At 48.4% G+C, this 26,174-nt stretch carries 20 protein-coding genes; 8 read left to right on the forward strand and 12 right to left on the reverse strand.

The annotated features are described in order from the left end of the window. The first annotated feature begins 33 nt into the window (after positions 1-33). The 3 genes from rpoC to GZ78_RS23285 all read left to right on the forward strand — a co-directional run bounded on the left by rpoC (position 34) and on the right by GZ78_RS23285 (position 7,888). The gene (rpoC, locus tag GZ78_RS23275) at positions 34-4,245 is read left to right on the forward strand and encodes a DNA-directed RNA polymerase subunit beta' (RefSeq protein ID WP_034841690.1); all 4,212 of its coding nucleotides are present in this window, start codon (positions 34-36) and stop codon (positions 4,243-4,245) included. Between the two features lie 315 nt (positions 4,246-4,560). Continuing rightward, on the forward strand, positions 4,561-5,964 hold the full coding sequence (gene nhaA, locus GZ78_RS23280; RefSeq protein WP_081870012.1) for a Na+/H+ antiporter NhaA: 1,404 nt from the start codon (positions 4,561-4,563) through the stop codon (positions 5,962-5,964). 211 nt (positions 5,965-6,175) lie between these two features. Continuing rightward, complete coding sequence (locus GZ78_RS23285; RefSeq protein WP_051786486.1) at positions 6,176-7,888, forward strand: choice-of-anchor I family protein; 1,713 nt, start codon at positions 6,176-6,178, stop codon at positions 7,886-7,888. Here the strand turns inward: GZ78_RS23285 and GZ78_RS23290 are convergent. From GZ78_RS23290 to GZ78_RS23325, 8 genes are all read right to left on the reverse strand, one after another. Next, on the reverse strand, positions 7,873-8,826 hold the full coding sequence (locus GZ78_RS23290; protein WP_034842084.1) for a sugar kinase: 954 nt from the start codon (positions 8,824-8,826) through the stop codon (positions 7,873-7,875). The two genes, GZ78_RS23285 and GZ78_RS23290, sit on opposite strands and share 16 nt — an antisense overlap. A 4-nt stretch (positions 8,827-8,830) precedes the next feature. Then, the gene (gene uxuA, locus GZ78_RS23295; RefSeq protein WP_330217629.1) at positions 8,831-10,045 is read right to left on the reverse strand and encodes a mannonate dehydratase; all 1,215 of its coding nucleotides are present in this window, start codon (positions 10,043-10,045) and stop codon (positions 8,831-8,833) included. Further along, positions 10,042-11,550 (reverse strand): mannitol dehydrogenase family protein, encoded by a 1,509-nt coding sequence (locus tag GZ78_RS23300; RefSeq protein WP_034841692.1) that lies wholly within the window; start codon positions 11,548-11,550, stop codon positions 10,042-10,044. Before GZ78_RS23300 ends, uxuA begins: the two co-directional genes overlap by 4 nt. After that, positions 11,550-12,962 carry a glucuronate isomerase gene (gene uxaC / locus GZ78_RS23305; RefSeq protein ID WP_034841694.1) on the reverse strand — a complete coding sequence of 471 codons (1,413 nt, stop codon included), beginning with the start codon at positions 12,960-12,962 and terminating at the stop codon, positions 11,550-11,552. The genes GZ78_RS23300 and uxaC overlap by 1 nt, the downstream gene beginning before the upstream one ends. A gap of 74 nt (positions 12,963-13,036) precedes the next feature. Beyond that, a complete protein-coding gene (locus tag GZ78_RS23310) occupies positions 13,037-14,341 on the reverse strand; it encodes a TRAP transporter large permease (RefSeq protein WP_034841697.1) in 1,305 nt (434 codons plus the stop codon). Then, entirely contained in the window at positions 14,338-14,886 is a 549-nt protein-coding gene (locus GZ78_RS23315; protein ID WP_051786488.1) for a TRAP transporter small permease, read from the reverse strand. Before GZ78_RS23315 ends, GZ78_RS23310 begins: the two co-directional genes overlap by 4 nt. Before the next feature lie 33 nt (positions 14,887-14,919). After that, on the reverse strand, positions 14,920-15,990 hold the full coding sequence (locus tag GZ78_RS23320) for a TRAP transporter substrate-binding protein (RefSeq protein ID WP_201772783.1): 1,071 nt from the start codon (positions 15,988-15,990) through the stop codon (positions 14,920-14,922). A gap of 149 nt (positions 15,991-16,139) precedes the next feature. Continuing rightward, positions 16,140-16,496, reverse strand: coding sequence for a YgiW/YdeI family stress tolerance OB fold protein (locus GZ78_RS23325; RefSeq protein ID WP_034841700.1), 357 nt, complete (start codon positions 16,494-16,496; stop codon positions 16,140-16,142). A 189-nt stretch (positions 16,497-16,685) separates the two neighbouring features. Here GZ78_RS23325 and GZ78_RS23330 point away from each other — a divergent pair, with 189 nt between their 5' ends. Further along, the gene (locus GZ78_RS23330; protein WP_034841703.1) at positions 16,686-17,444 is read left to right on the forward strand and encodes a TlyA family RNA methyltransferase; all 759 of its coding nucleotides are present in this window, start codon (positions 16,686-16,688) and stop codon (positions 17,442-17,444) included. A gap of 98 nt (positions 17,445-17,542) precedes the next feature. Here GZ78_RS23330 and GZ78_RS23335 read toward each other — a convergent pair whose 3' ends face one another. The 4 genes from GZ78_RS23335 to glpX all read right to left on the reverse strand — a co-directional run bounded on the left by GZ78_RS23335 (position 17,543) and on the right by glpX (position 21,145). Beyond that, on the reverse strand, positions 17,543-19,039 hold the full coding sequence (locus GZ78_RS23335; RefSeq protein WP_034841705.1) for a UxaA family hydrolase: 1,497 nt from the start codon (positions 19,037-19,039) through the stop codon (positions 17,543-17,545). A 322-nt stretch (positions 19,040-19,361) separates the two neighbouring features. Then, positions 19,362-19,733 (reverse strand): hypothetical protein, encoded by a 372-nt coding sequence (locus GZ78_RS23345; RefSeq protein ID WP_051786489.1) that lies wholly within the window; start codon positions 19,731-19,733, stop codon positions 19,362-19,364. Between the two features lie 60 nt (positions 19,734-19,793). Beyond that, positions 19,794-20,057, reverse strand: a complete 264-nt coding sequence (locus GZ78_RS23350) for a YihD family protein (RefSeq protein WP_034841710.1) — start codon at positions 20,055-20,057, stop codon at positions 19,794-19,796. Between the two features lie 77 nt (positions 20,058-20,134). Beyond that, entirely contained in the window at positions 20,135-21,145 is a 1,011-nt protein-coding gene (gene glpX / locus GZ78_RS23355) for a class II fructose-bisphosphatase (protein ID WP_034841713.1), read from the reverse strand. A gap of 431 nt (positions 21,146-21,576) precedes the next feature. Between glpX and rpsL the strand changes: the two genes are divergently transcribed. The 4 genes from rpsL to tuf all read left to right on the forward strand — a co-directional run bounded on the left by rpsL (position 21,577) and on the right by tuf (position 25,986). After that, positions 21,577-21,951 (forward strand): 30S ribosomal protein S12, encoded by a 375-nt coding sequence (gene rpsL, locus GZ78_RS23360; RefSeq protein ID WP_034841716.1) that lies wholly within the window; start codon positions 21,577-21,579, stop codon positions 21,949-21,951. 153 nt (positions 21,952-22,104) lie between these two features. Then, positions 22,105-22,575, forward strand: coding sequence for a 30S ribosomal protein S7 (gene rpsG, locus GZ78_RS23365; RefSeq protein WP_034841718.1), 471 nt, complete (start codon positions 22,105-22,107; stop codon positions 22,573-22,575). 18 nt (positions 22,576-22,593) lie between these two features. After that, the gene (fusA, locus tag GZ78_RS23370) at positions 22,594-24,696 is read left to right on the forward strand and encodes an elongation factor G (RefSeq protein WP_034841720.1); all 2,103 of its coding nucleotides are present in this window, start codon (positions 22,594-22,596) and stop codon (positions 24,694-24,696) included. A gap of 96 nt (positions 24,697-24,792) precedes the next feature. Then, entirely contained in the window at positions 24,793-25,986 is a 1,194-nt protein-coding gene (gene tuf, locus GZ78_RS23375) for an elongation factor Tu (protein WP_034841723.1), read from the forward strand. The last annotated feature ends 188 nt before the right edge of the window (positions 25,987-26,174 follow it).

Here is a 26,174-nt window from a genome sequence, read left to right on the forward strand (position 1 = left end):
CCCGGTCATCAGGCTGCACGAGGAGATGCGATCTTGAAAGACTTGCTGAATCTACTCAAGACCCAGGGCCAGACTGAAGAGTTTGACTCGATTCGTATCGGTCTGGCTTCCCCAGAAATGGTACGTTCCTGGTCTTACGGTGAAGTTAAAAAGCCGGAAACAATCAACTACCGTACGTTCAAGCCTGAGCGTGACGGTCTTTTCTGTGCCAAGATTTTTGGCCCGGTTAAGGACTACGAGTGCCTGTGCGGTAAGTACAAGCGTCTGAAGCACCGTGGTGTTATCTGTGAAAAATGTGGCGTAGAAGTTGCTCTGGCGAAAGTACGTCGTGACCGTATGGGTCACATTGAACTGGCCAGTCCTGTTGCCCACATCTGGTTCCTGAAGTCCCTGCCATCCCGTATTGGTCTGTTGCTTGACATGACCCTGCGTGACATTGAGCGGGTACTTTATTTTGAGTCTTATGTAGTTATTGATCCGGGTATGACTACCCTGGAGAAAAACCAGCTGCTGAATGATGAGCAGTACTACGAAGCTCTGGAAGAGTTTGGTGATGACTTCGACGCCCGTATGGGTGCTGAAGCGATCAAGGCTTTGCTGGCTGATATCGAGCTGGGTGAAGAAGTTGAAATGCTGCGTGAAGAAATTCCGCAGACCAATTCTGAAACCAAACTGAAGAAGCTGAGCAAGCGTCTGAAACTGTTGGAAGCTTTCCACAAATCAGGTAACAACCCTGAGTGGATGATTCTGACCGTTCTGCCCGTTCTGCCACCTGATCTGCGTCCTCTGGTACCTCTGGATGGCGGTCGTTTTGCAACGTCTGACCTGAACGATCTGTACCGTCGTGTGATCAACCGTAACAACCGTCTGAAGCGTCTGCTTGACCTGAATGCTCCAGACATTATTGTCCGCAACGAAAAGCGTATGCTGCAGGAATCTGTAGACGCGCTGCTGGACAATGGTCGTCGCGGCCGTGCCATTACCGGTTCTAACAAGCGTCCTCTGAAATCCCTGGCTGATATGATCAAGGGTAAGCAGGGTCGTTTCCGTCAGAACCTTCTGGGTAAGCGAGTTGACTACTCTGGCCGTTCTGTAATCACCGTAGGTCCTACCCTGCGTCTGCATCAGTGTGGTCTGCCTAAGAAAATGGCTCTTGAACTGTTCAAGCCATTCATCTTCGGCAAGCTGGAAGCCAAAGGCCTGGCGACCACCATCAAAGCTGCCAAGAAGATGGTAGAGCGTGAAACCCCTGAGGTTTGGGACGTTCTTGCTGACGTAATCCGCGAACACCCGGTTATGCTGAACCGTGCACCTACTCTGCACCGTCTCGGTATTCAGGCGTTCGAACCGGTTCTGATCGAAGGTAAAGCGATTCAACTGCACCCACTGGTGTGTGCGGCTTATAACGCTGACTTCGACGGTGACCAGATGGCGGTACACGTGCCTCTGACTCTGGAAGCTCAGCTGGAAGCCCGTGCCCTGATGATGTCCACCAACAACATCCTGGCACCTGCAAGTGGCGAACCTATCATCGTACCTTCTCAGGACGTTGTACTGGGTCTGTACTACATCACCCGTGACCGTATTAACGCCAAGGGTGAAGGCATGGCCTTCGTTGATGTTAACGAAGCCCTGCGTGCATACCGTACCGGACATGCTGACCTGCATGCCCGTATCAAAGTACGTGTAGCAGAAAGATATAAAGACGACGACGGCGTAGAGCACAGCAATGCCTTTCTGGCAGATACCACTGTTGGTCGTATCCTGCTGTGGGAAATCGTTCCTGAAGGACTGCCTTTCGAACTGGTCAACCAGACCATGAAGAAGAAGGCGATTTCTCGTCTGCTTAATATGTGTTACCGCAACGTTGGTCTGAAAGAAACGGTTATCTTTGCTGACCAGATGCTGTACATGGGCTTCCATTACGCAACCATCTCTGGTTCTTCCATCGGTGTTAACGACTTCGTTATCCCGGGTGACAAGAGCCGTATCATTGATGACGCTAATGAAGAAGTGCGTGAGATTGAGAACCAGTTTGCTTCCGGTCTGGTAACCCAGGGTGAGAAGTACAACAAGGTGATCGATATCTGGTCACGTGCTAACGAATTGTTGGCTAAGCGCATGATGGACAACCTGAAGTCCGATACCGTTATTAACCGTGACGGTAAAGAGGAAGAGCAGGAATCCTTCAACAGCGTTTACATGATGGCTGACTCCGGTGCTCGTGGTAGTGCCGCACAGATTCGTCAGCTGGCTGGTATGCGTGGTCTGATGGCCAAGCCAGATGGCTCGATCATCGAAACACCTATCACTGCGAACTTCCGTGAAGGTCTGAACGTACTGCAGTACTTCATCTCTACTCACGGTGCTCGTAAAGGTCTGGCGGATACCGCTCTGAAGACAGCTAACTCCGGTTACCTGACCCGTCGTCTGGTAGACGTAGCTCAGGATCTGGTTGTTACTGAAGACGACTGTGGCACAGTTCGCGGTCTGCCAATGACTCCGCACATCGAAGGTGGTGAAGTTGTTGAGCCTCTGGGTGAGCGTATTCTGGGTCGTGTCGTTGCTGAAGACGTACTCAAGCCGGGCGCTGATAACGAAATCGCAGTACCAGCAGGTACGTTGATTGATGAAGCCTGGGTTAAGCGTCTGGAATTGATGAACGTTGACGAAGTTAATGTTCGCTCTCCCATCACCTGTGATACCCGCTACGGTATCTGTTCCAGCTGTTACGGTCGTGACCTTGGTCGTGGACACCTGGTTAACAAGGGTGAAGCTGTCGGCGTTATCGCTGCTCAGTCTATCGGTGAGCCCGGTACCCAGTTGACCATGCGTACCTTCCACATCGGTGGTGCTGCTTCCCGTGCTTCTGCACAGGACAACATCTCTGTGAAGAGTAAGGGTGTTGCACGTCTGCTGAACCTGAAGCATGTTGAGCGTAAAGACGGTAACCTGGTTGCTGTAAGTCGTTCTGGCCAGCTGGCTATTGCTGATGAATTCGGCCGTGAGCGTGAGCGCTACAAGCTGCCATACGGTGCTGTACTGTCTGTTAAGGACAAAGCAGGTGTTGAAGCCGGTCAGGTGGTTGCGAAGTGGGATCCACACACGCACCCAATCGTGACCGAACTGTCGGGTGTCGTTAAGTTCCTGGGTATGGAAGAAGGCATTACCGTTAAGACTCAGACTGATGAGCTGACGGGTCTGTCTAACATCGAAGTACTGGATCCGAAGGATCGTCCTTCTGCTGGTAAGGACATTCGTCCTGCTATCCAGTTGTTGGATGCCAACGGTAAGGAACTGAAGCTGCCGAATACTGACGTAACTGCTCAGTACTTCCTGCCAGCAAACGCTCTGGTGAACCTGGCTGACGGAACTACTGTAGAAATTGGTGACGTTGTTGCCCGTATTCCACAGCAGTCCGGCGGTAACAAGGACATCACCGGTGGTCTGCCACGAGTGGCCGACCTGTTTGAAGCCCGTAAGCCGAAAGAGCACTCTATCCTTGCGGAAATCACCGGTACTATCGGCTTCGGTAAAGAGACCAAAGGCAAGAAACGTCTGGTCATCACACCGAACGATGGCAGCGATCCGTATGAAGAGCTGATTCCGAAGTGGCGTCACCTGAACGTGTTCGAAGGCGAACAGGTTACCAAGGGTGAAGTTATTTCTGACGGTCCTACTAACCCGCACGATGTTCTGCGTCTGTTGGGTGTTGGTGAGCTGGCTCGTTACATCGTTAACGAAATCCAGGACGTTTACCGTCTGCAGGGCGTTAAGATTAACGACAAGCACATCGAAACCATCCTGCGTCAGATGCTGCGTAAGGTTGAGGTGAGTGACACAGGTGATTCTTCTCTGATCCGTGGCGATCAGATGGAACTGACTTCTGTGCTGGAAGAGAATGAGAAGCTGGCTTCTCAGGATCAGATCCCTGCCAAGTACGACCGTGTACTGCTGGGTATCACCAAAGCCTCTCTTGCTACTGAGTCCTTCATCTCTGCGGCTTCCTTCCAGGAAACCACACGAGTACTGACTGAAGCAGCGGTTACCGGTAAGCGTGACTATCTGCGTGGTCTGAAAGAGAACGTAGTTGTGGGTCGTCTGATTCCGGCTGGTACCGGTCTGACTTACCACGAAGAGCGTCGTAAGGGTCGTGAAGAGCCTGAGTTCGAAGTACCGAGCAAGGTATCTGCTTCTGAAGTTGAAGCGGCTCTGTCTGAAGCTCTTAACTTCGGCGAAGTCTGATAGTTTACGCTATCCGATACTAAAGAAAGGCTGCCTTGTGCAGCCTTTCTTGCGTTTGGAGCATCGAAAACAATTTGCAGATGACTCATCTGTACGGATAGATGCAGACTGTACTTTTGAGATACATCCCTGCGGTAATATAATATTGCACTCTTAAGGTGCAAAAAATTGTCATGCACCGGCTAAAGGGAAAGAAAAGGTACAGTACCAAAGTGGGTGCTGTGAGAAAATGATGAGTAATAAAAAATACAGATACATCCACTGACGCATGATGTAGGCTACGGTGTCAGTGCTGGACACTCGCAAGGAGTCGCTGTGGCGGAGAATAATTTTAAAAAGTTTATTGGTAAGAAAGGCAAAGTTTATAACGCTCGCTGGGAGGAGGCATTTGATCGCATCCTCACGCCTTTTGAAGAGTTCATTCATCGTCAGACAACCAGTGGCATCCTTCTGATGATTTGCGCGGTCATTGCTTTGGTGATTGCGAATTCGAATCTTTACCCTGCCTATGAACACATTCTGAAAACCTATGCAGGCATTTCCATAGGCGATGGTGGCCTGAAAATGTCCATTCACCATTGGGTTAATGATGGTCTGATGGCATTTTTCTTTTTCCACGTCGGCCTGGAACTCAAGCGTGAATTTCTGGTGGGTGAGCTGTCGGATCTGAAGCATGCTGTACTGCCGATCATGGCAGCCATTGGTGGAATGGTAGTGCCTGCTCTGATCTATGCAGGTTTGAATCCGGAAGGGGTTGCCGCCGATGGCTGGGGAATCCCGATGGCAACAGACATTGCCTTCGCCGTTGGTACTTGTGCACTTTTAGGTGGCCGAGTCCCTAATAGTCTGATCACTTTCCTGGTAGCTCTAGCGATTGTGGATGACCTGGGTGCCATCGCTATTATTGCCATTTTTTACACTAATGAAATTAACCAGGTTGCACTGATGTGGGCCGTTGGCTTTATAGCACTTTTATCAGTGCTTAATGCTTCTGGAATTCGTAACCCATTGCCGTACTTACTGGTGGGTGCCGGGCTCTGGTTCCAGCTTTACGAAGCCGGTATCCATGCAACATTGGCTGGTGTCATCACTGCCTTTGCCGTACCCGCAAAACCGAAATATGATCCTGTGGCGTTCAGTGACCAGATAAAAAGTCTGATCCGTCGATTTGATAGCAGTTACCGACCCGGTGAAAACGTTTTGCGCAATGAAAAAATGCGTGCGTATGTCCGTGCTTTGGGAGACGGTAGTCGGTTAGCAGAAGCCCCTCTGCAACGGATCGAGACGGGTTTACATTTGCCGGTCACCTATATCGTCATACCTATTTTTGCCCTGGCTAATGCCGGCATTCCCTTTAATGTATTTTCAGGGGATACGGAGATCTTTAACAACATCACGTTGGGGGTCACCCTGGGACTGGTATTGGGCAAGCTGATTGGTATTGCCGGAGCTACCTGGGTTGGCTGGAAGCTGGGTTGGGGAGAGTTGCCCCATAAATGCAACTTTATGCATATCATCGGTGTCGCCTTCCTCGGAGGTATAGGCTTTACCATGTCGATCTTTATATCAGAACTGGCATTTGCCGGAAGTCCTAACGATCTGGTGCTGGCAAAAGCGGGTGTTCTGGTTGCTTCTCTGATTGCAGGTATTGCAGGGTTTATTTGTCTTGCAAAAGCTTCGCCCAAACCGGTGGAAGAGGAAAACTCAGTACAAGCATAAAGGCAGATTGTGTTTGCCTAACGAAAAATGCCCGTAGCATGCTCCGGGCATTTTTTTACTGAATTTTTAACCAAATTTTAAAATATACGTTACTCACCAATATCTTATTGCGCACTCTAAGAAGTTATTCCTTGTGTCACAAATGTCATCAAACAGTCATCTGCAACCGTTATAAAAAACCCTGATTAAATTATTAGAATCAGGAACCTCGATGGAACTGAAACTTGCCCGCAACGTCTTTCTTCTGGCTGCCCCTTTTGTCTTGGCTGGTTGTTCAACGGTTCAGGAGACCACTGAAATCACTCACCCCACTATGGAACCTATCGGTCGTTATGCGTCGGGCAGTTTTCATAAAGGTGCGGCGGAGATTGTGGCCTGGCATAACGCCAGTCAGTCTATCTACGTTGTGAATGCCAGTGATAAGACCGTCGATATTCTCAGTGGTAAATCCCTTAAAGGTGAGCCTCTGGCTAATCCAACACAAGATTCGAATCTGTTGAAGATAGGCAAGATCAATCTTCAATCCAGTGTGGATGAAATGGAGCTGGGCGCTGCTAACAGTGTCGCCGTTTATGGTGATTTGCTGGCGGTAGCTGTTGAGAACAGTAACAAACAAAAGAAGGGCGTCATCATACTTTATAAGTTGGACGCTGAAGGTGGGGCGGTATTCAGTGATTATAAAGTCGTCGGTGCACTGCCAGATATGGTCTCATTCACTCCAAACGGACAGTATCTCCTGAGTGCAAATGAGGGGGAACCTTCATTTGATTACAAGCATGACCCGGAAGGTTCAGTCAGTGTTATCAAGGTGACATCGGAAGGCAAGCTGGAAGAGCCCCGGCATGCCACTTTCACGGCTTTCAATAAAGGCCACTCCAGAAACAGTGAGCTGCCTGATGATGTTAGGGTATTCGGTCGTGATGCTTCTGTAGCTCAGGACCTTGAGCCTGAATACATTGCTGTTTCTGATAATTCAAACATCGCTTACGTTTCTCTTCAGGAAAATAATGCTCTTGCTGTGATTGATATTGCCAATGCCCGGGTCGATTCTATAGTGGCTCTTGGCTACAAGGACTATGGGCAGTCCCCGATCGATGCCAGTAATAAAGATGGCGGTGTAAACCTCCAGAAGTGGAGTGGTGTTTATGGCATGTATCAGCCAGACACGATTGCTACCTATTCTGTAGAAGGTAAAACCTATGTAGTGACAGCAAATGAAGGTGATGCTCGAGACTACTGGTACAAAGCAGCTTCAGAAGACCAGTGTCTGGCATCCGGTGGTCTGAAATACGACGACGAAGACGGTTGTCTGGGTTTCTCAGAAGAAGTTCGTACCAAAAAGGTCAAAGTGGATCTGGAGCATCCGAATGCCGATGCGGCAAAAGACAAGAAAAAGCTGGCTCGTCTGAAGATCACCAATACCCTGGGTGACATCGATAACGATGGTCAATTTGAACAGCTCTATTCATACGGTGCACGTTCATTCTCTATCTGGAATGAAGAAGGTGAACTGGTTTATGACTCTGGTAGTGATTTTGAAGAAGTGACCGCTGCTGTTCTTGGTGAAAACTTTAACAATAACGATGAAGAGACCAAAGGGGATAATCGCAGTGATGACAAAGGTCCAGAGCCTGAAGCATTGGCTTTAGGTGAGGTGGATGGACGTCAGTATGCCTTTATTGGTTTAGAAAGAACCGGTGGTGTTCTTATGTATGACGTAACAAATCCTGCTGAAGCTGAGTTTATCAGTTACGTCTACAATCGAGATTTCTCAGTGGATACTGAAAAAGAACCCCAAAAAGCAGGTGATGTCTCTCCAGAGGGCATGAAGTTTGTGGATGCCGGTGAAAGCCCCACAGGAAAGCCTCTGTTGATCATCGGCCATGAAGTATCGGGTTCTACACTGGTTTACCAGATCGACTGATTATCTTTTCCTTTCAGCTGACTATTCTTGGGCAAGTATCTGGGAATGATCGCACCAGGGTAGGAAACAACGATAGATGCCATTTGCTGTGCACAGTGAATGGCATTTTCTATTGATTTGTTGGCTATCCTGGCAGCCAGATAGGCGCCATTAAAAGCATCACCTGCGGCAGTGGTATCCAGGACGTTTTTTACAGGGATTGCAGGTATCTGTTTCTCCACTGTAGTGGATCTAACAAAACACCCCCTTTCACCCTGCTTAATAACTACTTCAGGAATGTTCTCCAGACGTTTGAGTATCTGAGATAGCTCTGTACCGCCATACAGTGCTGCTTCGTCATCCTGTGAAAGCAGAGCGGTATGGGTCAGAGAAAGTACTTCTGCGATGCATTGTTGAGCCTCTTCAGTGGACGACCAGAGTGTGGGTCGATAATTGCTGTCAAAAGCAATTTGGGCTCCGCGACGTTTTGCTTGCTGCAGAATATCCAGTAATAACCGACGACTGTGGTCATCCAGAATAGCCAGAGTAATACCTGAAAGGTAATAGAGGTCAAAAGACTGCTGTAGCTTTACTCGTTGTTCCGGCTCAAGGCCTGCTGTGAACATATAGCGAGCTGCTGAGTCGTCTCTGTTGTAACTGAAGCTTCTTTCCCCATCAGCTGTCAGGTGTATCTGGTACTGTCCGGGCTGCTTGCCTTCTACACAACCCACTAACTCGCAGTCAATGTCTTCTTTTTGCCATTCGCCCAATAAAGTTGAGCTAAGAGGATCATGTCCCAGTGCTGTGATAAAGCTGATCTTTCCCCCATTGTGCAGGGAACGTTTCATATAGACAGCAGTGTTATAAACATCACCTCCGCATCTGAACGGTTCGTTAAACGATGGCTGGGAGTGTTGTTCTTCCATGCACTCTCCGATGCAGGCAATGGCCTGAATCATAAGGTTACCTCTCATTACTCAGGCTTAGTGAGTGCTCTATACCTGTCATCAGGCCTCGTAACTCAGCCAGTCCCCTCATTCTGCCAATGCAAGAATAACCGGGGTTGGTCTTTTTATTCATGTCATCCAACATTTGGTGTCCGTGATCAGGACGCATGGGAATGCAGTGGTCTGAGCGACCTTCCTGTTTTCTTCTACGCTGTTCAAGCAACAAATTGCGGACAATGGGAAACATATTGTGGTCGCCCTGAAGGTGATCGGCTTCATGGAAACTCTGTGAGTCAGTTTCCCGTGAGATATTCCGTAAATGCACAAAACCGATGCGGTGCCCCAGCCTTTCTACCAGCCCTGCCAGATCAATGCCTTTCACAGGCCCCAGAGAACCGCAGCAGAGTGTGATGCTATTCGCCGGAGAATCGACCATCTCAAGAATGTCTGAAAGATCCGTTTCAGTACTGGCGATGCGCGGTAATCCCAGTAATGGCCAGGGAGGATCATCAGGATGTATAGCCATGCAGATGTCGTGTCTTTGGGCAACAGGTATGACCTGTTTCAGGAAGAAAGCCAGATTTTCTTTTAACTGTTTACTGCTGATTGTCTGATATGGGTCAATGGCGCTCTGGAGTTGGTGGACGGTGTAATCTTCTTCAGAACCAGGTAGTCCTGCAATAATGTTAGCTGTGAGTCGTTTAATGGATTCAGATGACAAGGACTTGAAACGTTGCTGAGCTTTATCGTAAAGCTGAGCGTTGTAGTCTTGCTTTGCTGTCGGTCTTTTAAGGATAAAGAGATCAAAGGCTGCAAAGTCGACCGCATCAAAACGCAGGGCTCTGGAACCGTCGGGCATTTCATATGCCAGATCGGTGCGGGTCCAGTCGAGAACCGGCATGAAGTTATAACAAACGGTTTTGATGCCGCATTGGGAGAGGTTTTCGAGTGTCTTCTGATAATTCTCTATATGTCTGAGGTAATCGCCATTACGAAGCTTTATAGCTTCGGTCACGGGGACACTTTCTACCACTGACCAACTCAGTCCGGTTGGCTGGTCGTTGTTGAATTCAATCTCCCGACAACGTCTCTGGATTTCTTTAAGCGACCATACCTCTCCATTAGGAATATGATGCAGGGCTGTAACTATGCCAGTAGCTCCCGTTTGTCGAATATCATTGATTGTCACTGGATCATCAGGGCCGAACCAGCGCCAGGTTTGCTCCATCATAATGAACCTCTTTCCGCCAGAGATATGACCGCTGCTTCAGCCCCACTTTCCAAGAGGATGTGATAAGCGTTGCTTATAACTTTCTTGAACTCAGTGTTTACGATCAAGTCCTCACCAAACACCGTTTCCAGGTTCAACATATTGGCCAGAAAATGGTCTGGATCATCTGGGTAGCGGTTATGGATTTTCAGAAATTCATGTTTGAGAGGGTCGAGGACTTCGATCCTCTCTCCCAGAAGGTTTTGGCCACTGGCGTATTGTATCCATGCAGCGATCCCCAGACCCAGAAAGTTGAAGGAAGATTTTTGTTTCAGGTGCCAGCGCACAGTATTGAGCCATCGCTGTGGGATTTTCTGACTGCCGTCCATGGCTACCTGCGAGGTTTTATGTTTCAGACAGGTATTACTGAATCGACTCAGAATTTGATCGGCATAGGCATGCAGATCCACTCCCTCTGGCATACTCAGAGATACCATGGCTTCTTCATAGAGCAGGCGTCGAGCTGCAAGACGGTAGCCACTGTGGCTCATAACCTGTGCAATGGTTTGAAAGCCTCCAAGGTAGCCCAGATAAGCCAGAAAAGAGTGGCATCCATTGAGCATCCTCAGTTTCATCGTTTCATAAGGTCTGACATCGTCAACAAACTTGGCACCATCAATCAGATCCCAGTCGGGCCGCCCCATAGGAAAGTTGTCTTCGACAACCCACTGACGAAAGTTCTCTGTGAGTAGGGCGGCAGAGTCATAAAAACTGTTTTGTTCAGCGAGGTCAGCAAGATCACTGTCTGAAACAGAGGGAACGATACGGTCTACCATCGTGTTTGGAAATGCAACATTCTGCTCTATCCAGTTGGCCAGTTCAGGGTCTGAAAGCTTTGCCAGCTGTAAAACAGCACTTCGGGTGCGCTGGCCGTTTTCCGGAATGTTGTCGCAACTCAGAACCGTGAAGGCGGGTCTGCTCTTCTGTTGTCGTATTTTAAGCGCCTGAATAATAAATCCCATCGCGGTGACAGGGTGTTCAGGATGATGAATATCATTCTGTATATCGGGATGATCTGTCAGTAGCTTGTCGGATGAAGGATCAAGGCAATAACCTTTCTCAGTGATGGTTAAAGAAACAATACGAGTTTCTAACTCTGCCATTTGTTGAATCAGAGGCACTGGATCAACTCGGGCAAACAAACATTTCACCAGTGCCCCACAAATGGAGACCGAGCGGTGACCTTTTGCATCGACTTCGGTCACTGAGAACAGGTTGTCTTGCTGATCAAGCGCTTCAACCAGCTTTAGATTACTGCGGATATTGGCTGCACAAATCCCCCAGGCTTTTTCGTCACCGGCACTGAGTGTTTCACAGGTATATAGTGCCTGATGCGCTCTGTGAAAGGCGCCCAGTCCCAGATGAATAATGCCTGTTTTTAACTGACTACGATCATAGCTGAAGGCATTCATCCAGGGTTCTATTGTCAGGTCACTGTTGAGTCTTTTGGCTACAGAGTTATCCATCAGAGTTTATAGGCCTCTTTAGGGAGTCGATACGTCAGGTCATGAGCTGTTTCTATAGCTTCGTCTAACGTCATTCTGTGTTCACAGACCAGGTCAGCCAGGAAGCGACTGTCCATCCTTCGTGCAACATCATGGCGGGCCGGAATAGAGAGAAATGCACGAGTATCGTCGTTAAATCCCACGGTGTTGTAAAAGCCGGCTGTTTCTGTGGTTTGTTGTCGGTAGCGAAGCATGCCTTCAGGGCTGTCATGAAACCACCAGGGTGGGCCCAGTTTCATGGCTGGATAGTGACCAGCCAGTGGCGCTAACTCTCGACTGTAAGTGGACTCATCGAGGGTGAAGACAATCAGGGTAAGCTCAGGATGGTTGCCTGCGTCATTCAGCAGAGGTTCTAATCCTTCAACGAAATTAACAGGGCGAGGAATGTCACAGCCTTTATCCATTCCAAAGCGATCGAATACGTGTGCATTATGGTTGCGGCAGGAGCCTGTATGAAGCTGCATAACCAATCCGTCCTGGAGGCTCATGCGAGCCATTTCTACCAGCATATGGCCTCTGAATTGTTCTGCCTCACCTGCAGAAAGGGTTCCTTCCAGTGCTTGGGTAAGAAACCTTTGGCACTGAGATTCTGAAAGTATTGTCGTATAAGGTGTCGGGAACCCATGATCGGTGGCTGTTGCGCCGGACTCCGCAAAAAAACGACGGCGAACCCTCAGGGCTTCAAGGTACTGGTGCCAGTTGTGAGGATCTTGCCCGGTGAGTTCGGCCAGTTTCTGCATGTCTTGCTGGAAGTCAGGGTGTTCAGGGTTGGTCACACTGTCTGGCCGGAAGGTAGTGATGACCCGCCCTTTCCATTCTGACTGATTCAAATGTTGGTGGTATGTCAGCGAATCTACGGCTGACTCAGTGGTTGCCAGTACTTCTATGTTAAAGCGCTCGAATAAGGTTCTGGGAAGAAAGGCCGGTGTGCTGAGTTTATGACTGATTTCATCGTAGATTTGATCGGCAGTGGTTGCATTCAGTGAGTGTGAAACCCTCAGGACTTCATGGAGTGCGTGATCAATCCAGAGTCGAGTGGGTGTGGCACGGTAGAGTTGTTGGTAGTGTTGGGCAAAAGTGTGCCAGATTTTTCTTGGGTTGAGTTCAGTGGCTCCGGATGCATCAGGTACACCCAGGTTTTCCATGGGAATTCCCTGACTGTAGAGCATTCTGAAGACATAATGATCTGGTGTGATGAACAGGGCTGAAGGATTTTCGAAAGGCAGGTTTTCAGCAAACCATCTGGCTTCGGTATGCCCATGTGGGCTGATGATAGGTAACGCTTTTATGGTTTGATAAATCTCTCGGGCTACCTGCCGGACTGCAGGCTCTACAGGGAACAGTCTGTCAGGGTGCAGGAGCTCACTGGTCATAACGTCACCTCAAAAAGACCTGTCGAATGGATTCATCAGTGTAGTCTGGAAAACACTGTGTGCCGGGCGTTCTGTTAATTCAAGCCAAATAGATGTGGCAGAAATAATGAGATCTGAGGGACAAAGGAAATGATCATTAGCAACAGAAAGAGAACCACGTAAAACGGCAACATGGGGCGGATGACTTGATGAATATCCACCTTGCCAACGCTGCAACCAATAAACAGGGCATTACCCACGGGTGGGGTAATCAGGCCAATGCAGAGATTGAAAATCATCATGATGCCAAAATGCAGGGGGCTCATACCCAGTTCTGTAGCAATAGGCAAAAAAATAGGCGTAAACACCAGCACTGCAGGCGTCATATCCATAAATGTGCCTATAAATAGAAGTAACAGGTTGATGGCGAGAATAATCAGAATTGGGTTATCTGACAGTTTTAGAAGATGGGTGCTGATCAGGTTGGGCAAGTCTGCTGATGTTAACGCCCAGGACATGCTGACAGAGACAGCAACCAACAGAAGAACAATTGAGGTCGTGATGACAGACTCAAGAATAATGGACGGCAACTGTTTAATAGTGATCTCTCGATAGATGAAAAAGGCCAGAATAAAACTGTAGGCAACAGCAAAAGCGGAAGCCTCTGTCGCTGTAAATATGCCGCTTAGAATGCCTCCCATAACAATAATGATCAAAGAGAGGCAGGGCATGGCTTCCAGAAAAGCGCGGAAGATTGTTTGTACCGGTGGGCGTTTATTTCGAGGGTAATGACGTCCAGCCGCAATCCAGGCTGTTACGGCCATCAGGCAAAGTCCCATCAGAATACCTGGCAGGTATCCCGCCATAAACAGCGCAGCAATCGATACTGAGCCACTGGTCAGAGCATAAACAATCATCACGTTGCTGGGAGGAATCAACAGACCTACCGGACAGGACGCCGCATTAACGGCAGCTGAAAAGGCCGGATTGTAACCTTCCTTTTTTTGCACCGGGCTGATAATGCTGCCAACAGCAGCGGCCGATGCAGCGCCAGAGCCTGAAATTGAGCCAAAAAGCATATTAGCCATGATGTTTACATGAGCCAGAGAGCCGGGGAGTGTGCCGACCAATACCTGAGAAAAGTTAATGAGCCGGCGGGCAATGCCTCCCTGGTTCATTAACACGCCCGCAAGAATAAAAAAGGGGATCGCCAGCAGGGAAAAACTTTTCAGACCTGTACTCAATCTCTGGGCAATAAGAATCAGAGACGTTTCAAAAGGCAACATGGTCATCACAGATAGCAATGTTGCAATGCCTATGGCAAAGCAAATGGGTACCCCCAGAAACAGTAGTAATAGGAAACATCCAAAAAGAATCGTTATAGCGAGTATTTCCATCATGGGTTCCTGACTATGGGTTTCAGAGGGTTTTTGTTATTCGGGGTTTTGTTAAGAGGCGTGTGACGTGTTCCTCTGAGATGTTCAGATATAAATAGAAGGCTATAGAACACAATGAAACAGCCTGCGACAGGGATGACGAAGTAAACCACTCCAATGGGGATGTCGAGTCCCGGTGCCATTTGTCCTAGTGCCAACGTTCGCATGGCAAACAATAGTCCGCCAGACACCATAACCAGCAACGCAAACAGAGCAACCGATGAGTGATAAAGCAGGTCAGCAAAGCGTTTTTTGTTTCCTTTCCATTGCCCACTAAACAGATTGATAGCGAGGTGTTTCTTTAAGCCTGTTGTGTAGGCGGCACCCAGCATAGCGACAGCGAGCATCAGGTGACGAGCCAATTCTTCAGTCCATGTACTGGGGGTGGTAAAAGGCAGAAATCGACTGATGGCTTGCCAGAGCACTGACAGTACTAATACGACCATGGCAGTAACAGTAAGAAAAGCAAGAAATCGATCAACAGGACGTTTGATTTTTTCGATATTCATAAATAGCGAACCAGTGGATGTCGAGTGCCATTATTATGGTTGGGTAGAGAACGTAGGTTGATTTGTCAAAGTGGGTCCGGGTATTGGAATCCCCTGAGCTTCTGACTGAATCTTTGCGAGCAATGTTGCCTGTCTGGGATGGCGGGTAAACTGCTGGTACAGAGGTTGAATGGCTTCCCGAAAAGGTTGCTTGTCGACCTTGATAAACGTGACACCGGATTTTTTAGCGGTTTCCCGGGCTGCGTTCAATGTTTCGTTCCAGAGTGTCTTTTGATAGTTCTCTGAACGTTCTGCGGCTTCCCGAATCATTTTTCTCTGTTCTTCGGTCAGCTTGTTTTTCCAGGTATGGGTCGAAATCATCAGATAGTCTGGAATGCTGCTGTGCTGATCTTCTGAAAAGAAACGGGCTACTTCATGGTGACGGGTATCGATATAGGAAGGTTCATTGTTCTCTGCCATATCCACCACACCCTGCTGCAGAGCTGTATAGGTTTCTCCAAATGGAATAGGGGTTGGCATTCCTCCCATCAGTTTGATCATTTCTATGGTGGTTGGGCTGGGCTGTACACGAACCTTCATCCCCTTGAGATCCTTGGGGCTGTGAATAGGTTTGCGAGCATAAAAACTTCGAAAGCGGGTCTCATAGGCAGCAATGGCAAACAGGCCTTTGTCGGTAGGTGATGTCATAATGGCCCTGCCTACAGGGCCATAGACCACTCTGTTGAAATGTTCGGGGCTTTCAAATAAGTAGGGCAGGTTGAAGATAGCGAAGGTGTTATCGAACAGCTCTAGATCGCTGGCCGATCCTTTGGTCATATCAATGATGCCATGTTGCAGCATTTGCAGTGTATCTACAGCGTCTCCCATCTGTCCTCCAGGATAGATTCGGATTCTAAGTGTTCCTTGAGACAGGGTATCCAGTTGTTGATCCATATAGATCAGTGCTTTGTGAACCATGTGTTTCTGGTTCAGGTTATGGGCGAGCTTGAGAGAGACGGTCTTGTCTGACCAGGACAGCGAGGCTGAAGCGCAGAGGGTGAGACTGAATAATACTTTCAGATGCTTAGAGCCTATCGTACGAATCGAAGAGAGGAGTGTTCTCAATTTATGTTGCTCCTGAATGAGACATCTGGGCTACAGGGCAACACTAAAAGTAGTTAGGAATTGGAGATGTGACTGTAATTTTTGTTTTCCACGGACTTAAGGGCTGCTGGTGTCATGCCTGCAGCCCTTCTTTTGGAATGAATGTCTGTTCAGATAATGGATATTTTCTCGACTTCAATTTCTGTGGTTTCGAAAGAGCCGGCTTCCACTTCTCCAGAAATCTTGACCTGAGTCTTTTCATTGATTGAGACATGAGGCAAATCTTCCGAATCAATTTCTACCTGAATACTGTCTTTGCCATCTGAGAACAGATAGGTTTCCTTGTCGATTTTCTTGGTCAGGTAACCGGTCAGTTCCACCTGCGTGTCATCAATCGGATTCTTATTGATAGACGCTACATCACTGATCTTAGGTGTACTGCCTGGACCGGTGTATTCAGCAAAAGCATTACCCGTGGTCAGTGCGATGGTAGATGCAGCAAGGAAAGCAGTCAGTGTTTTGTTCATGGGTTGTATCTCCGGTTTTCTTTCGCTGTGAGCATGTGTTTAAAAGATGGACATAGAATAATCAGAAGCAGATAACCGGAAGATGAGTGAAACATTAAACTTTTTTCATTTAAGCGCTCGTGGTTTTTCGTGCGCTGTGAGCCGTGCTTTGGAGGTATACTTGCTCCATTTCCCAATACGGTTATCAGAATGGAAAGAGTGGATCGTCTGCTGGTAGATCAGGACCTTGCTGCTTCACGTACCCAGGCTCAGAAGTATATTTCTGAAGGTAAAGTACAAGTGTTGCATTCCGGTAATTGGCAGACTGTAAAGAAGCCCAGCGAGAAGTTTGCCGGGGACGCAGAACTGAAAGTGGCTCTGGATGAGTCGGACCGGTTCGTTTCCCGTGGTGGACTGAAACTGGCCGGGGCTTTGGAGAGAATCAGGCTTGATATCACGGGCATGACAGTGATTGATGTCGGTCAGTCGACAGGAGGCTTTACAGACTGTGCCTTGCAGTCAGGGGCAGCAAGAGTAGTTGGTATTGAAGTGGGTCATGATCAACTCGTTGAAAAACTGAGAAAAGATGAGCGAGTCATCTGTCTGGAAGGTGTCAATGCCAGAGAATTGAGTCCGACGTTGATCGAGAATACAGAAAACAGTGCCGGGTTCGATCTGGCGGTGATGGATGTTTCTTTTATTTCCCAGACCAAGATTATTCCTTCATTAGCCCCTTTGATTAAAGAGGGTGGCTTTTTGATCAGTCTGGTAAAACCGCAGTTCGAAGTGGGGAAAGCGGGCTTGAGTAAAGGAGGCATTGTTCGGGATGACAGCCTCTATCCTGAAGTGGAGTCGTCCATTCGAAACTGTCTCGAAAAACAGGGTCTGAAAACAACAGACTATTTTGACAGTCCAATCAAAGGGGGCGATGGCAATCGGGAGTTTCTGATTATTGCCAGAAAGGCATAATCATACTTAGGAATAGTCCGGAAATAATTGCATTATTTGACCAACCCCCGTTCACCCTGAGCCTATTTTTATTCGAGAATTTATTTCGAGACAAATCCTTAAAGTGTTACGCCATGCTTCCAGATGGCCAGCTCTCGAAAGCCCTGTTCTTCGTTTCGGGTTGGCTGGCCACTGACTACCCTGGCCAGCTGGTCTATGAGTTCATCACAGACTATTTCCAAAGACTTTTCTTCAGAGATCAGCTGACCGGCATCAAAGTCGATCCAGTGCTTTTTCTTTTTTGCCAGTTCGCTGTTCGTAGCCAGCTTGAAAGTAGGGACAAAACCACCATAAGGTGTTCCTCTGCCAGTGGTAAAGAGAACCATCTGACAACCTGCAGCAGCCAATGCGCTGGTGGCTATTGCATCATTACCAGGTGCATGAAGAAGGTTTAATCCCGTTGTGACTATAGATTCTCCGTACTTAACGACACCTGTCACCGGACTTAAGCCGGACTTCTGAGTGCAGCCGATGGATTTCTCTTCAAGGGTACTGATACCGCCCTGTTTGTTACCAGGCGATGGGTTTTCATAGATTGGCTGATTGTGGCTCAGGTAGTATTGCTTGAACTGATGGATCATGGCGACAATCTGATGAAAGACGGTTTCATTGACAGCTCTCGCCATCAGTTGCTCTTCCGCTCCAAACATTTCTGGTACTTCAGTTAATACAGTTGTGCCACCTAGAGTTGTCAGCCTGTCAGAGAGCATGCCCAGAAGAGGGTTGGCAGTGATACCAGAAAGCCCGTCACTGCCACCGCACTCAAGCCCAAAACGGATTTCGGACAGTTTGCCGGATACTCTTCGGTCTTTTCGCATATGCTCATAAAGCTCGTGTATAAGCTGCAGACCCTCCTCTATTTCATCTTCGGATTCCTGGCTGGATAGAAATCGGATGCGAGTCTGGTTGGCCTGATCAAAAGCTTTCTGAAATTCGCTGATCTGATTGTTTTCGCAGCCCAACCCGATGATTAAAACGCCGCCTGCATTGGGGTGCTGTGCCATGGTTTGCAGTAGCTTTCGGGTATCTTGGTGATCGTCCCCCAGCTGTGAGCAGCCAAATTGATGTGAAAATGCATAAACGCCATCGATATCGTTGCAGGGATGTATAGCCATAAACTGCTCAACCAGAGTTCTGGCAATTCCGTTTACGCATCCTACGGTTGGGATAATCCATAGCTCGTTTCTTATGCCTGCTGTGCCACTACCACGACGGTATAGTTCTACGGCTCTGTCAGTGTTACCAGCAAATGAACTGTTTGATGCCAGCTTAGGTGAGTACTGGTAGGATACCTGATCCTTAAGGTGTGTCCTGATATTGTGACAATGCACCCAATCTCCTGCAGTGATGACTTCTGTCGTTTTTCCAATTGTGCTGCCATATTTGACGACCTGTGCATCTAGCGCAAGATCTCTTAAAGCCACTTTGTGAAAGGCTGGGACATCCTGCTTCAGAGACAGTCTGTCGTTACCTTCAGTAATGAGAGTGCCTTTTTTAAGAGACTTCAGGCTTATCAGTACATTGTCGTTCGGGTGGATCTTTAACCAGGCTTTCATTTCAGACTCGTAAATATGGGTGGTAACACAGAGAAGATAGTGTGCTCACAATGATCTGTTGGTTTAATCCGCTGAGAAAATCTTTGGCAGCTTTCGGATGGAACTGTCGTTTGTGTGGTATGAGAAAAGAGAATAAACAGAAAGCCATCTTGCTTAATGGTCTTCAGGAAAGATAAAGGAAACTGAGATAAACCTATACTGAGAATATTAGACATTTTTCATGGAAGGCGATAAAGCCAGAAAGCATTCGTCGAAAAGTACTATTTCGGGCGATGAAACTACGCTGAAAAAGAAACAATCGACCAAGAAAAAAACTTCTGCTTTAGGGCCCGAGCTTCCAGGTGGTAACCGGTAGTTGGTAGTGGTCAACTACTTGCTGTAAGCGGTCCCAATGCGCCTGATCAGATGACTTTTTTAAAATTAAGACAATACCTGCCTGTTTTTTCGTCAGCATCGCATAATCAAGAGACTGGCCTATAGCTTCTGGCCATTTATTCGCAAAATCCATTTCAATGGCATGGCTATCGGTAACGCAATCAACTCTTCTTCCATCATTTAGTCGTTCTTCAACTTTCCCATTGTTACCTTCGCACCAGACTTTCTGATACCAGAATTCGGGTTCAGCCGCTTTAGCTGAGCCAAAAAGCAGAGCGAAGGTAAGATACAAGAAAGGTGGAAGTAGCGTGATGGCCATGATCACAATCCTTTGAGTCAACACTTAAACGCTACCTCCCACAGGTATGGGATGCAATGATTACTTGATGCCCCGGGCCTTTAACAAAGCGGCCTTGAAATCGGGCTCTGCATCTTTCTCTATGCCAGGAATCATGGCATCGCTCTTTTCGCCTTTCATTTTCAGGTGATAAATCAGGGTGTCATCAGTCAGGGAGCTCAGATCCCCTTTGTGACCCGCTTCTTCAGCCAGTTTCTGAAGAACTTCAACCAGATTCAGATGGGCATCTTTATTCCATTCAGGTCCAAGAAGCTCAAACAGTTCGTTAATTTTGTGACAGCTCATAGTGACTACAGCTATTAATGAGGGAGAGGGGGAGCCATCACTCGTGCAGATAATGGCTCAGGAAAAGGCAGGCAATCTTAAAGAATGACGCCTTTGATATCGTCGTCTTTACGGTCCAGATAATGGATAGACTTGATACGACGGATGGTACGGGACTTGCCCCGAATCACCAGAGTTTCTGTTTCAGCGATATTACCCTTGCGGGAAATACCTTCCAGCAGGTCGCCTTTGGTGATTCCGGTGGCCGAGAACACTACGTTATCAGAGCTGGCCATGTCATTCAGACGTAACAGAGTGCCTGGCTCAATACCCATTTCTTTACAGCGACTGCGCTCAATTTCGCCCGCTGCCTTGTTTTCCGGGGAATCGCCCTTGGCTTCATCGCGTGTGAGCAGGCGACCCTGCATATCACCTCCCAGAGCACGGATAACCGCTGCTGAAATAACACCTTCAGGCGCGCCGCCAATGCAGTACATCATGTCTACTTCGCTGTCAGGCATGCAGGCGAGGATCGATGCCGCTACGTCTCCATCAGGAATCGCGAACACCTTGACGCCCATTCTCTGCATCATTTCTATAGCGCTGTCGTGACGCGGTTTGGCCAGGGTGATAACCGTCAGGCTTTCAATGGATTTATGCAGAGCCTTGGCAACGTTATGTATGTTTTCTTTCAGGCCTAGATTGAGGTCAATGGCATTTTTTGCACCAGGACCTGTGACCAGCTTTTCCATATACATATCGGGCGCTTTCAGGAAAGAACCTTTTTCACCTGCAGCCAGCACTGCAACAGCATTATTCTGACCCATAGCGGTCATACGGGTGCCTTCAATGGGGTCAACCGCTATATCAACGCTCTCTCCCTGACCTTTACCCACTTTTTCTCCGATATAGAGCATAGGGGCATCATCGATTTCGCCTTCACCAATGACTATCTCGCCGTCCATCTCAACTTTATTGAGCATGGCTCTCATAGCTTCAACAGCTGCGCCATCAGCCGCATTCTTATCGCCCCTGCCAAGCCACTTATAGCCAGCCAGAGCTGCCGCTTCAGTCACACGTGAGAATTCAATCGCCAATTCGCGTTTCATGGTAATCCTGATGGTGATCTAGGGTATCGCGGGACTTTAGCATAACTCGGCTATCTGGGGTGACATGCAATAATGAAGAAACTTTATAATATGATTACAAACTTTCGAAAATTCTTTCAAGCGTCGCTGCAGCCCCTGTAACTTCGTTTATTTTCATAGTAATATGCGATTACTGCTATGAAGAACTGTACAAAAGTCCAGCTTTTCCATCCTACGATCTCTTCCCTTATACGATTTGTGTTATCCACAGGCTTGACGCCATTTCCTGCATTCCGTAAAATTTCGCGGCTTTATATTGCCCCGAGCTGTATTTGCAAGGGCAGGTGGATGCCGGTTTTTACGCCGGCTTTTGCCGTTGAAGCAAAGAATTGTCTGTGCACTCCTCTGACGCAGATGATTCTAATTTACTTAGAAACGACTGGAGTTCGCCAATGGCAACAATTAACCAGCTGGTTCGCAAGCCTCGTAAGCGTAAGGTCAAAAAGACCGACGTTCCTGCGCTGCAGGCCTGCCCACAGCGTCGCGGTGTGTGCACCCGTGTATACACCACTACCCCTAAGAAGCCTAACTCTGCGCTGCGTAAAGTATGTCGTGTGCGTTTGACTAACGGCTTTGAAGTGACTTCCTACATCGGTGGTGAAGGTCACAACCTGCAAGAACACAGTGTTGTTCTGATCCGTGGCGGTCGTGTAAAAGACTTGCCAGGTGTTCGTTATCACACCGTTCGCGGTAGCCTGGATACTCAGGGTGTTAACGACCGTAAGCAGGGCCGTTCCAAGTACGGTACCAAGAAGCCTAAGTCCTGATCGACTCTTTGTCAGGACAGGGTTTCTCAAGCTGGTGGCCTGAGGTCGCCAGAAAAAGCGGGTGTTATTCCCGAAAGAATTCAACAGTAGGTTGATAAGAGTAAGGTCGGAATTATTTCCGAGCTGCCTGAAGACCGAATAGAGGGCTTATCAATGCCAAGAAGACGCGTAGTCGCCAAGCGCGAAGTACTGCCAGATCCTAAGTTTCATAACAAAACTCTGGCTAAATTCATCAACCATGTAATGGTTTCCGGTAAGAAATCTGTTGCCGAGAAAATCGTTTATGGTGCACTGGACAAAGTTCTGGAGCGTACCAGCAAGGATCCTTTGGAGCAGTTTGAAAAAGCTCTGGAGTCCATTGCTCCTATGGTAGAAGTTAAGTCCCGCCGTGTTGGTGGTGCTACCTACCAGGTGCCTGTAGAAGTTCGTCCTAGCCGTCGCACAGCTTTGGCTATGCGTTGGTTGGTAGACGCTGCGCGTAAGCGTGGTGAAAAATCCATGGATCTGCGCCTGGCTGGCGAGTTGATGGATGCTGCTGAGAACAAGGGTGCTGCTGTCAAGAAGCGTGAAGACGTGCATCGCATGGCTGAAGCCAACAAAGCGTTCTCTCACTACCGTTTCTAAGTATCAGAGGATTGAGTCGTGGCCCGTAAAACCCCTATTGACCGCTATCGCAATATTGGTATCTGTGCCCATGTTGACGCGGGTAAGACAACGACTACAGAACGTGTGCTTTTTTACACGGGTCTGAGCCACAAAATTGGTGAAGTTCATGATGGCGCAGCCACCATGGACTGGATGGAGCAGGAGCAGGAGCGTGGTATTACTATCACCTCTGCGGCTACCACCTGTTTCTGGCGCGGAATGGATGCTCAGTTTGAGGACCATCGTGTCAACATTATCGATACGCCTGGGCACGTTGACTTTACTATCGAAGTAGAGCGTTCGTTGCGAGTACTGGATGGAGCTGTTGTAGTTCTGTGTGGTTCTTCTGGCGTACAGCCTCAGACTGAAACCGTATGGCGTCAGGCTGACAAGTATGAAGTACCTCGTATGGTGTTCGTCAACAAGATGGACCGTACGGGTGCTGACTACCAGATGGTTGTTGATCAGCTGCGTGAGCGCCTGAACGCGACTGCTGTGCCAATGCAAATGACTATTGGTGCAGAAGACGAGTTCAAGGGTGTTGTTGATCTCGTTAAGATGAAAGCGATCATCTGGAACGAAGCTGACCAGGGTATGACCTTCAAGTACGAAGACATTCCTGCTGATATGGCTGATGTTTGTGCAGAAATGCATGAATATATGGTTGAAGCTGCTGCTGAAGCCTCCGAAGAGCTCATGGATAAATACCTTGAAGAGGGTGAGCTGACAGAGGAAGAGATCAAGGTTGGTATTCGTACGCGTACGCTGGCTAACGAGATCATCCCTGTATTTGGTGGTTCTGCCTTTAAGAACAAGGGTGTTCAGGCTGTTCTGGATGCTGTCATCGAATATATGCCTTCTCCGAAAGAAGTTAAGGCTATTGAAGGTGTTCTGGACGACGGTAAAGAGACTGTTGAAACCCGTGAAGCTGACGACAAAGCTCCGTTTTCTGCACTGGCGTTCAAAATCGCTACCGACCCATTTGTAGGCACTCTGACCTTTGTTCGTAGCTACTCCGGTACTCTGAACTCTGGTGATACTGTTTATAACCCTGTTAAGAGTAAGCGTGAGCGTGTCGGCCGTATGGTTCAGATGCACTCCAATAACCGTGAAGAACTCAAAGAGTGCCTGGCGGGTGACATTGTTGCCTTGATCGGCATGAAGGATGTGACCACGGGTGATACTTTGTGTGCCCTGGATAACGTGATTACCCTCGAGCGCATGGAGTTTCCGGAGCCGGTAATCTCTGTTGCTGTTGAGCCTAAAACCAAGGCTGACCAGGAAAAAATGGGTATCGCTTTGGGTAAGCTGGCTCAGGAAGATCCTTCTTTCCGCGTTCACACCGACGAAGAGAGTGGTCAGACCATTATCTCCGGTATGGGTGAGCTGCATCTGGATATCCTGGTTGACCGTATGCGTCGCGAGTTCAACGTTGAAGCTAACATCGGTAAGCCTCAGGTTGCTTATCGTGAGAAGCTGAAAGGTACCGTTGACGCTAACCACAAGTTTGCCAAGCAGTCTGGTGGTCGCGGTCAATATGGTCACGTTGTTATCGAGTTCTCTCCTGCTGCTGCGGGTGAAGAGGGTCTTGAATTTATCAACGAGATCGTGGGTGGTGCTATTCCTCGTGAATATATCCCGGCTGTACAAAAAGGTCTGGAAGAGCAGATGCAGAACGGTGTTATCGCCGGTTATCCTCTGCTGGGTCTGAAGGCTCGTTTGTATGATGGTTCATATCACGATGTTGACTCTAATGAAATGGCGTTTAAAATCGCTGCTTCTCAGTGTCTGAAGAAATATGCCCCTCAGGCTCAGCCTGTGTTGATGGAGCCTATGATGCAGGTTGAGGTGGTAACACCTGAAGACTACATGGGTGACGTTATGGGTGACCTGAGTCGTCGTCGTGGCGTTCTTCAGGGTATGGAAGATACCCCTTCCGGCAAAACAATTAATGCTCAGGTGCCGCTGGGTGAAATGTTCGGCTACGCCACAGATCTGCGTTCAGCAACTCAGGGGCGTGCTACATACTCTATGGAATTCGCAGAGTATGCCGAAGCGCCCGCCAGCATTGCTGAAGCGGTCATTAAAAACCAGGGTTAATATACGCTGACAGTGTTCTAACGGTCTGAAATGGCTGTTAGAATGCTGCGTCGAGTATCACTACCCCCGAACCATTGATATCAAAGGTCTAGAGAAATGGCTAAGGAAAAATTTGAACGTTCGAAGCCGCACGTAAACGTCGGCACCATTGGTCACGTTGACCACGGTAAAACAACTCTGACTGCTGCGCTGACTCGTGTATGTGCTGAAGTTTGGGGCGGTGAAGCTAAAGACTTCTCCCAGATCGATAATGCTCCTGAAGAGCGTGAGCGTGGTATTACCATCTCTACTGCTCACGTAGAGTACGATTCTCCAAACCGTCACTACGCTCACGTAGATTGCCCAGGTCACGCTGACTACGTTAAGAACATGATCACTGGTGCTGCTCAGATGGACGGCGCTATTCTGGTATGTTCCGCTGCTGATGGCCCCATGCCTCAGACTCGTGAGCACATCCTGCTGTCTCGTCAGGTTGGTGTACCATACATCGTGGTATTCCTGAACAAAGCTGACATGGTAGACGACGAAGAGCTGCTGGAGCTGGTTGAGATGGAAGTTCGTGAGCTTCTGGACATGTATGAGTTCCCAGGCGACGACACTCCAATCATCATCGGTTCTGCACTGATGGCTCTGGAAGGTAAAGACGACAACGAAATGGGTACTACTGCTGTTAAGAAGCTGGTAGAAACCCTGGACGAGTACATTCCTCAGCCAGAGCGTGCTATCGATCAGCCGTTCCTGATGCCTATCGAGGACGTATTCTCCATCGCAGGTCGTGGTACCGTTGTAACTGGCCGTGTTGAGCGTGGTATTGTTACCGTTGGTGAAGAAGTAGAAATCATTGGTATCAAAGAGACTACCAAGACTACTGTTACCGGTGTTGAAATGTTCCGTAAGCTGCTCGACGAAGGTCGTGCAGGTGAGAACATTGGCGCGCTGCTGCGTGGTACCAAGCGTGAAGACGTTGAACGTGGTCAGTGTCTGGTTAAGCCAGGAACTGTAACACCTCACACCAAGTTCGAAGCAGAAGTTTACATTCTGTCCAAGGACGAAGGTGGTCGTCACACTCCATTCTTCAAGGGCTATCGTCCACAGTTCTACTTCCGTACCACTGACGTGACCGGTGCTGTAGAACTGCCTGAAGGTGTTGAAATGGTAATGCCAGGTGACAACATCAACTTCGTAGCTACTCTGATCAACCCGGTAGCGATGGAAGACGGTCTGCGCTTCGCTATTCGTGAAGGTGGTCGTACTGTAGGTGCTGGTGTTGTAGCTAAGATCATCGAGTGATAAATTTTCGCTGACGCGATAATTTATAAGTCGAACCCCAAAAACCCTGAGCTTTGCGGCTTGGGGTTTTTTTATTTAGAGGGATGTAATGTATCCCGGCAATGCAGGAGCAATTGCAGGGATATGGTTGTTTTGAGCGGGGAGGATGCATTGGTGTTGCTGACTGAATTCCTTTAAACGTCAATGCT

Origin of the sequence: Endozoicomonas numazuensis (genome assembly GCF_000722635.1) — a bacterium.
In the GTDB taxonomy this organism is placed as follows: domain Bacteria; phylum Pseudomonadota; class Gammaproteobacteria; order Pseudomonadales; family Endozoicomonadaceae; genus Endozoicomonas_A; species Endozoicomonas_A numazuensis.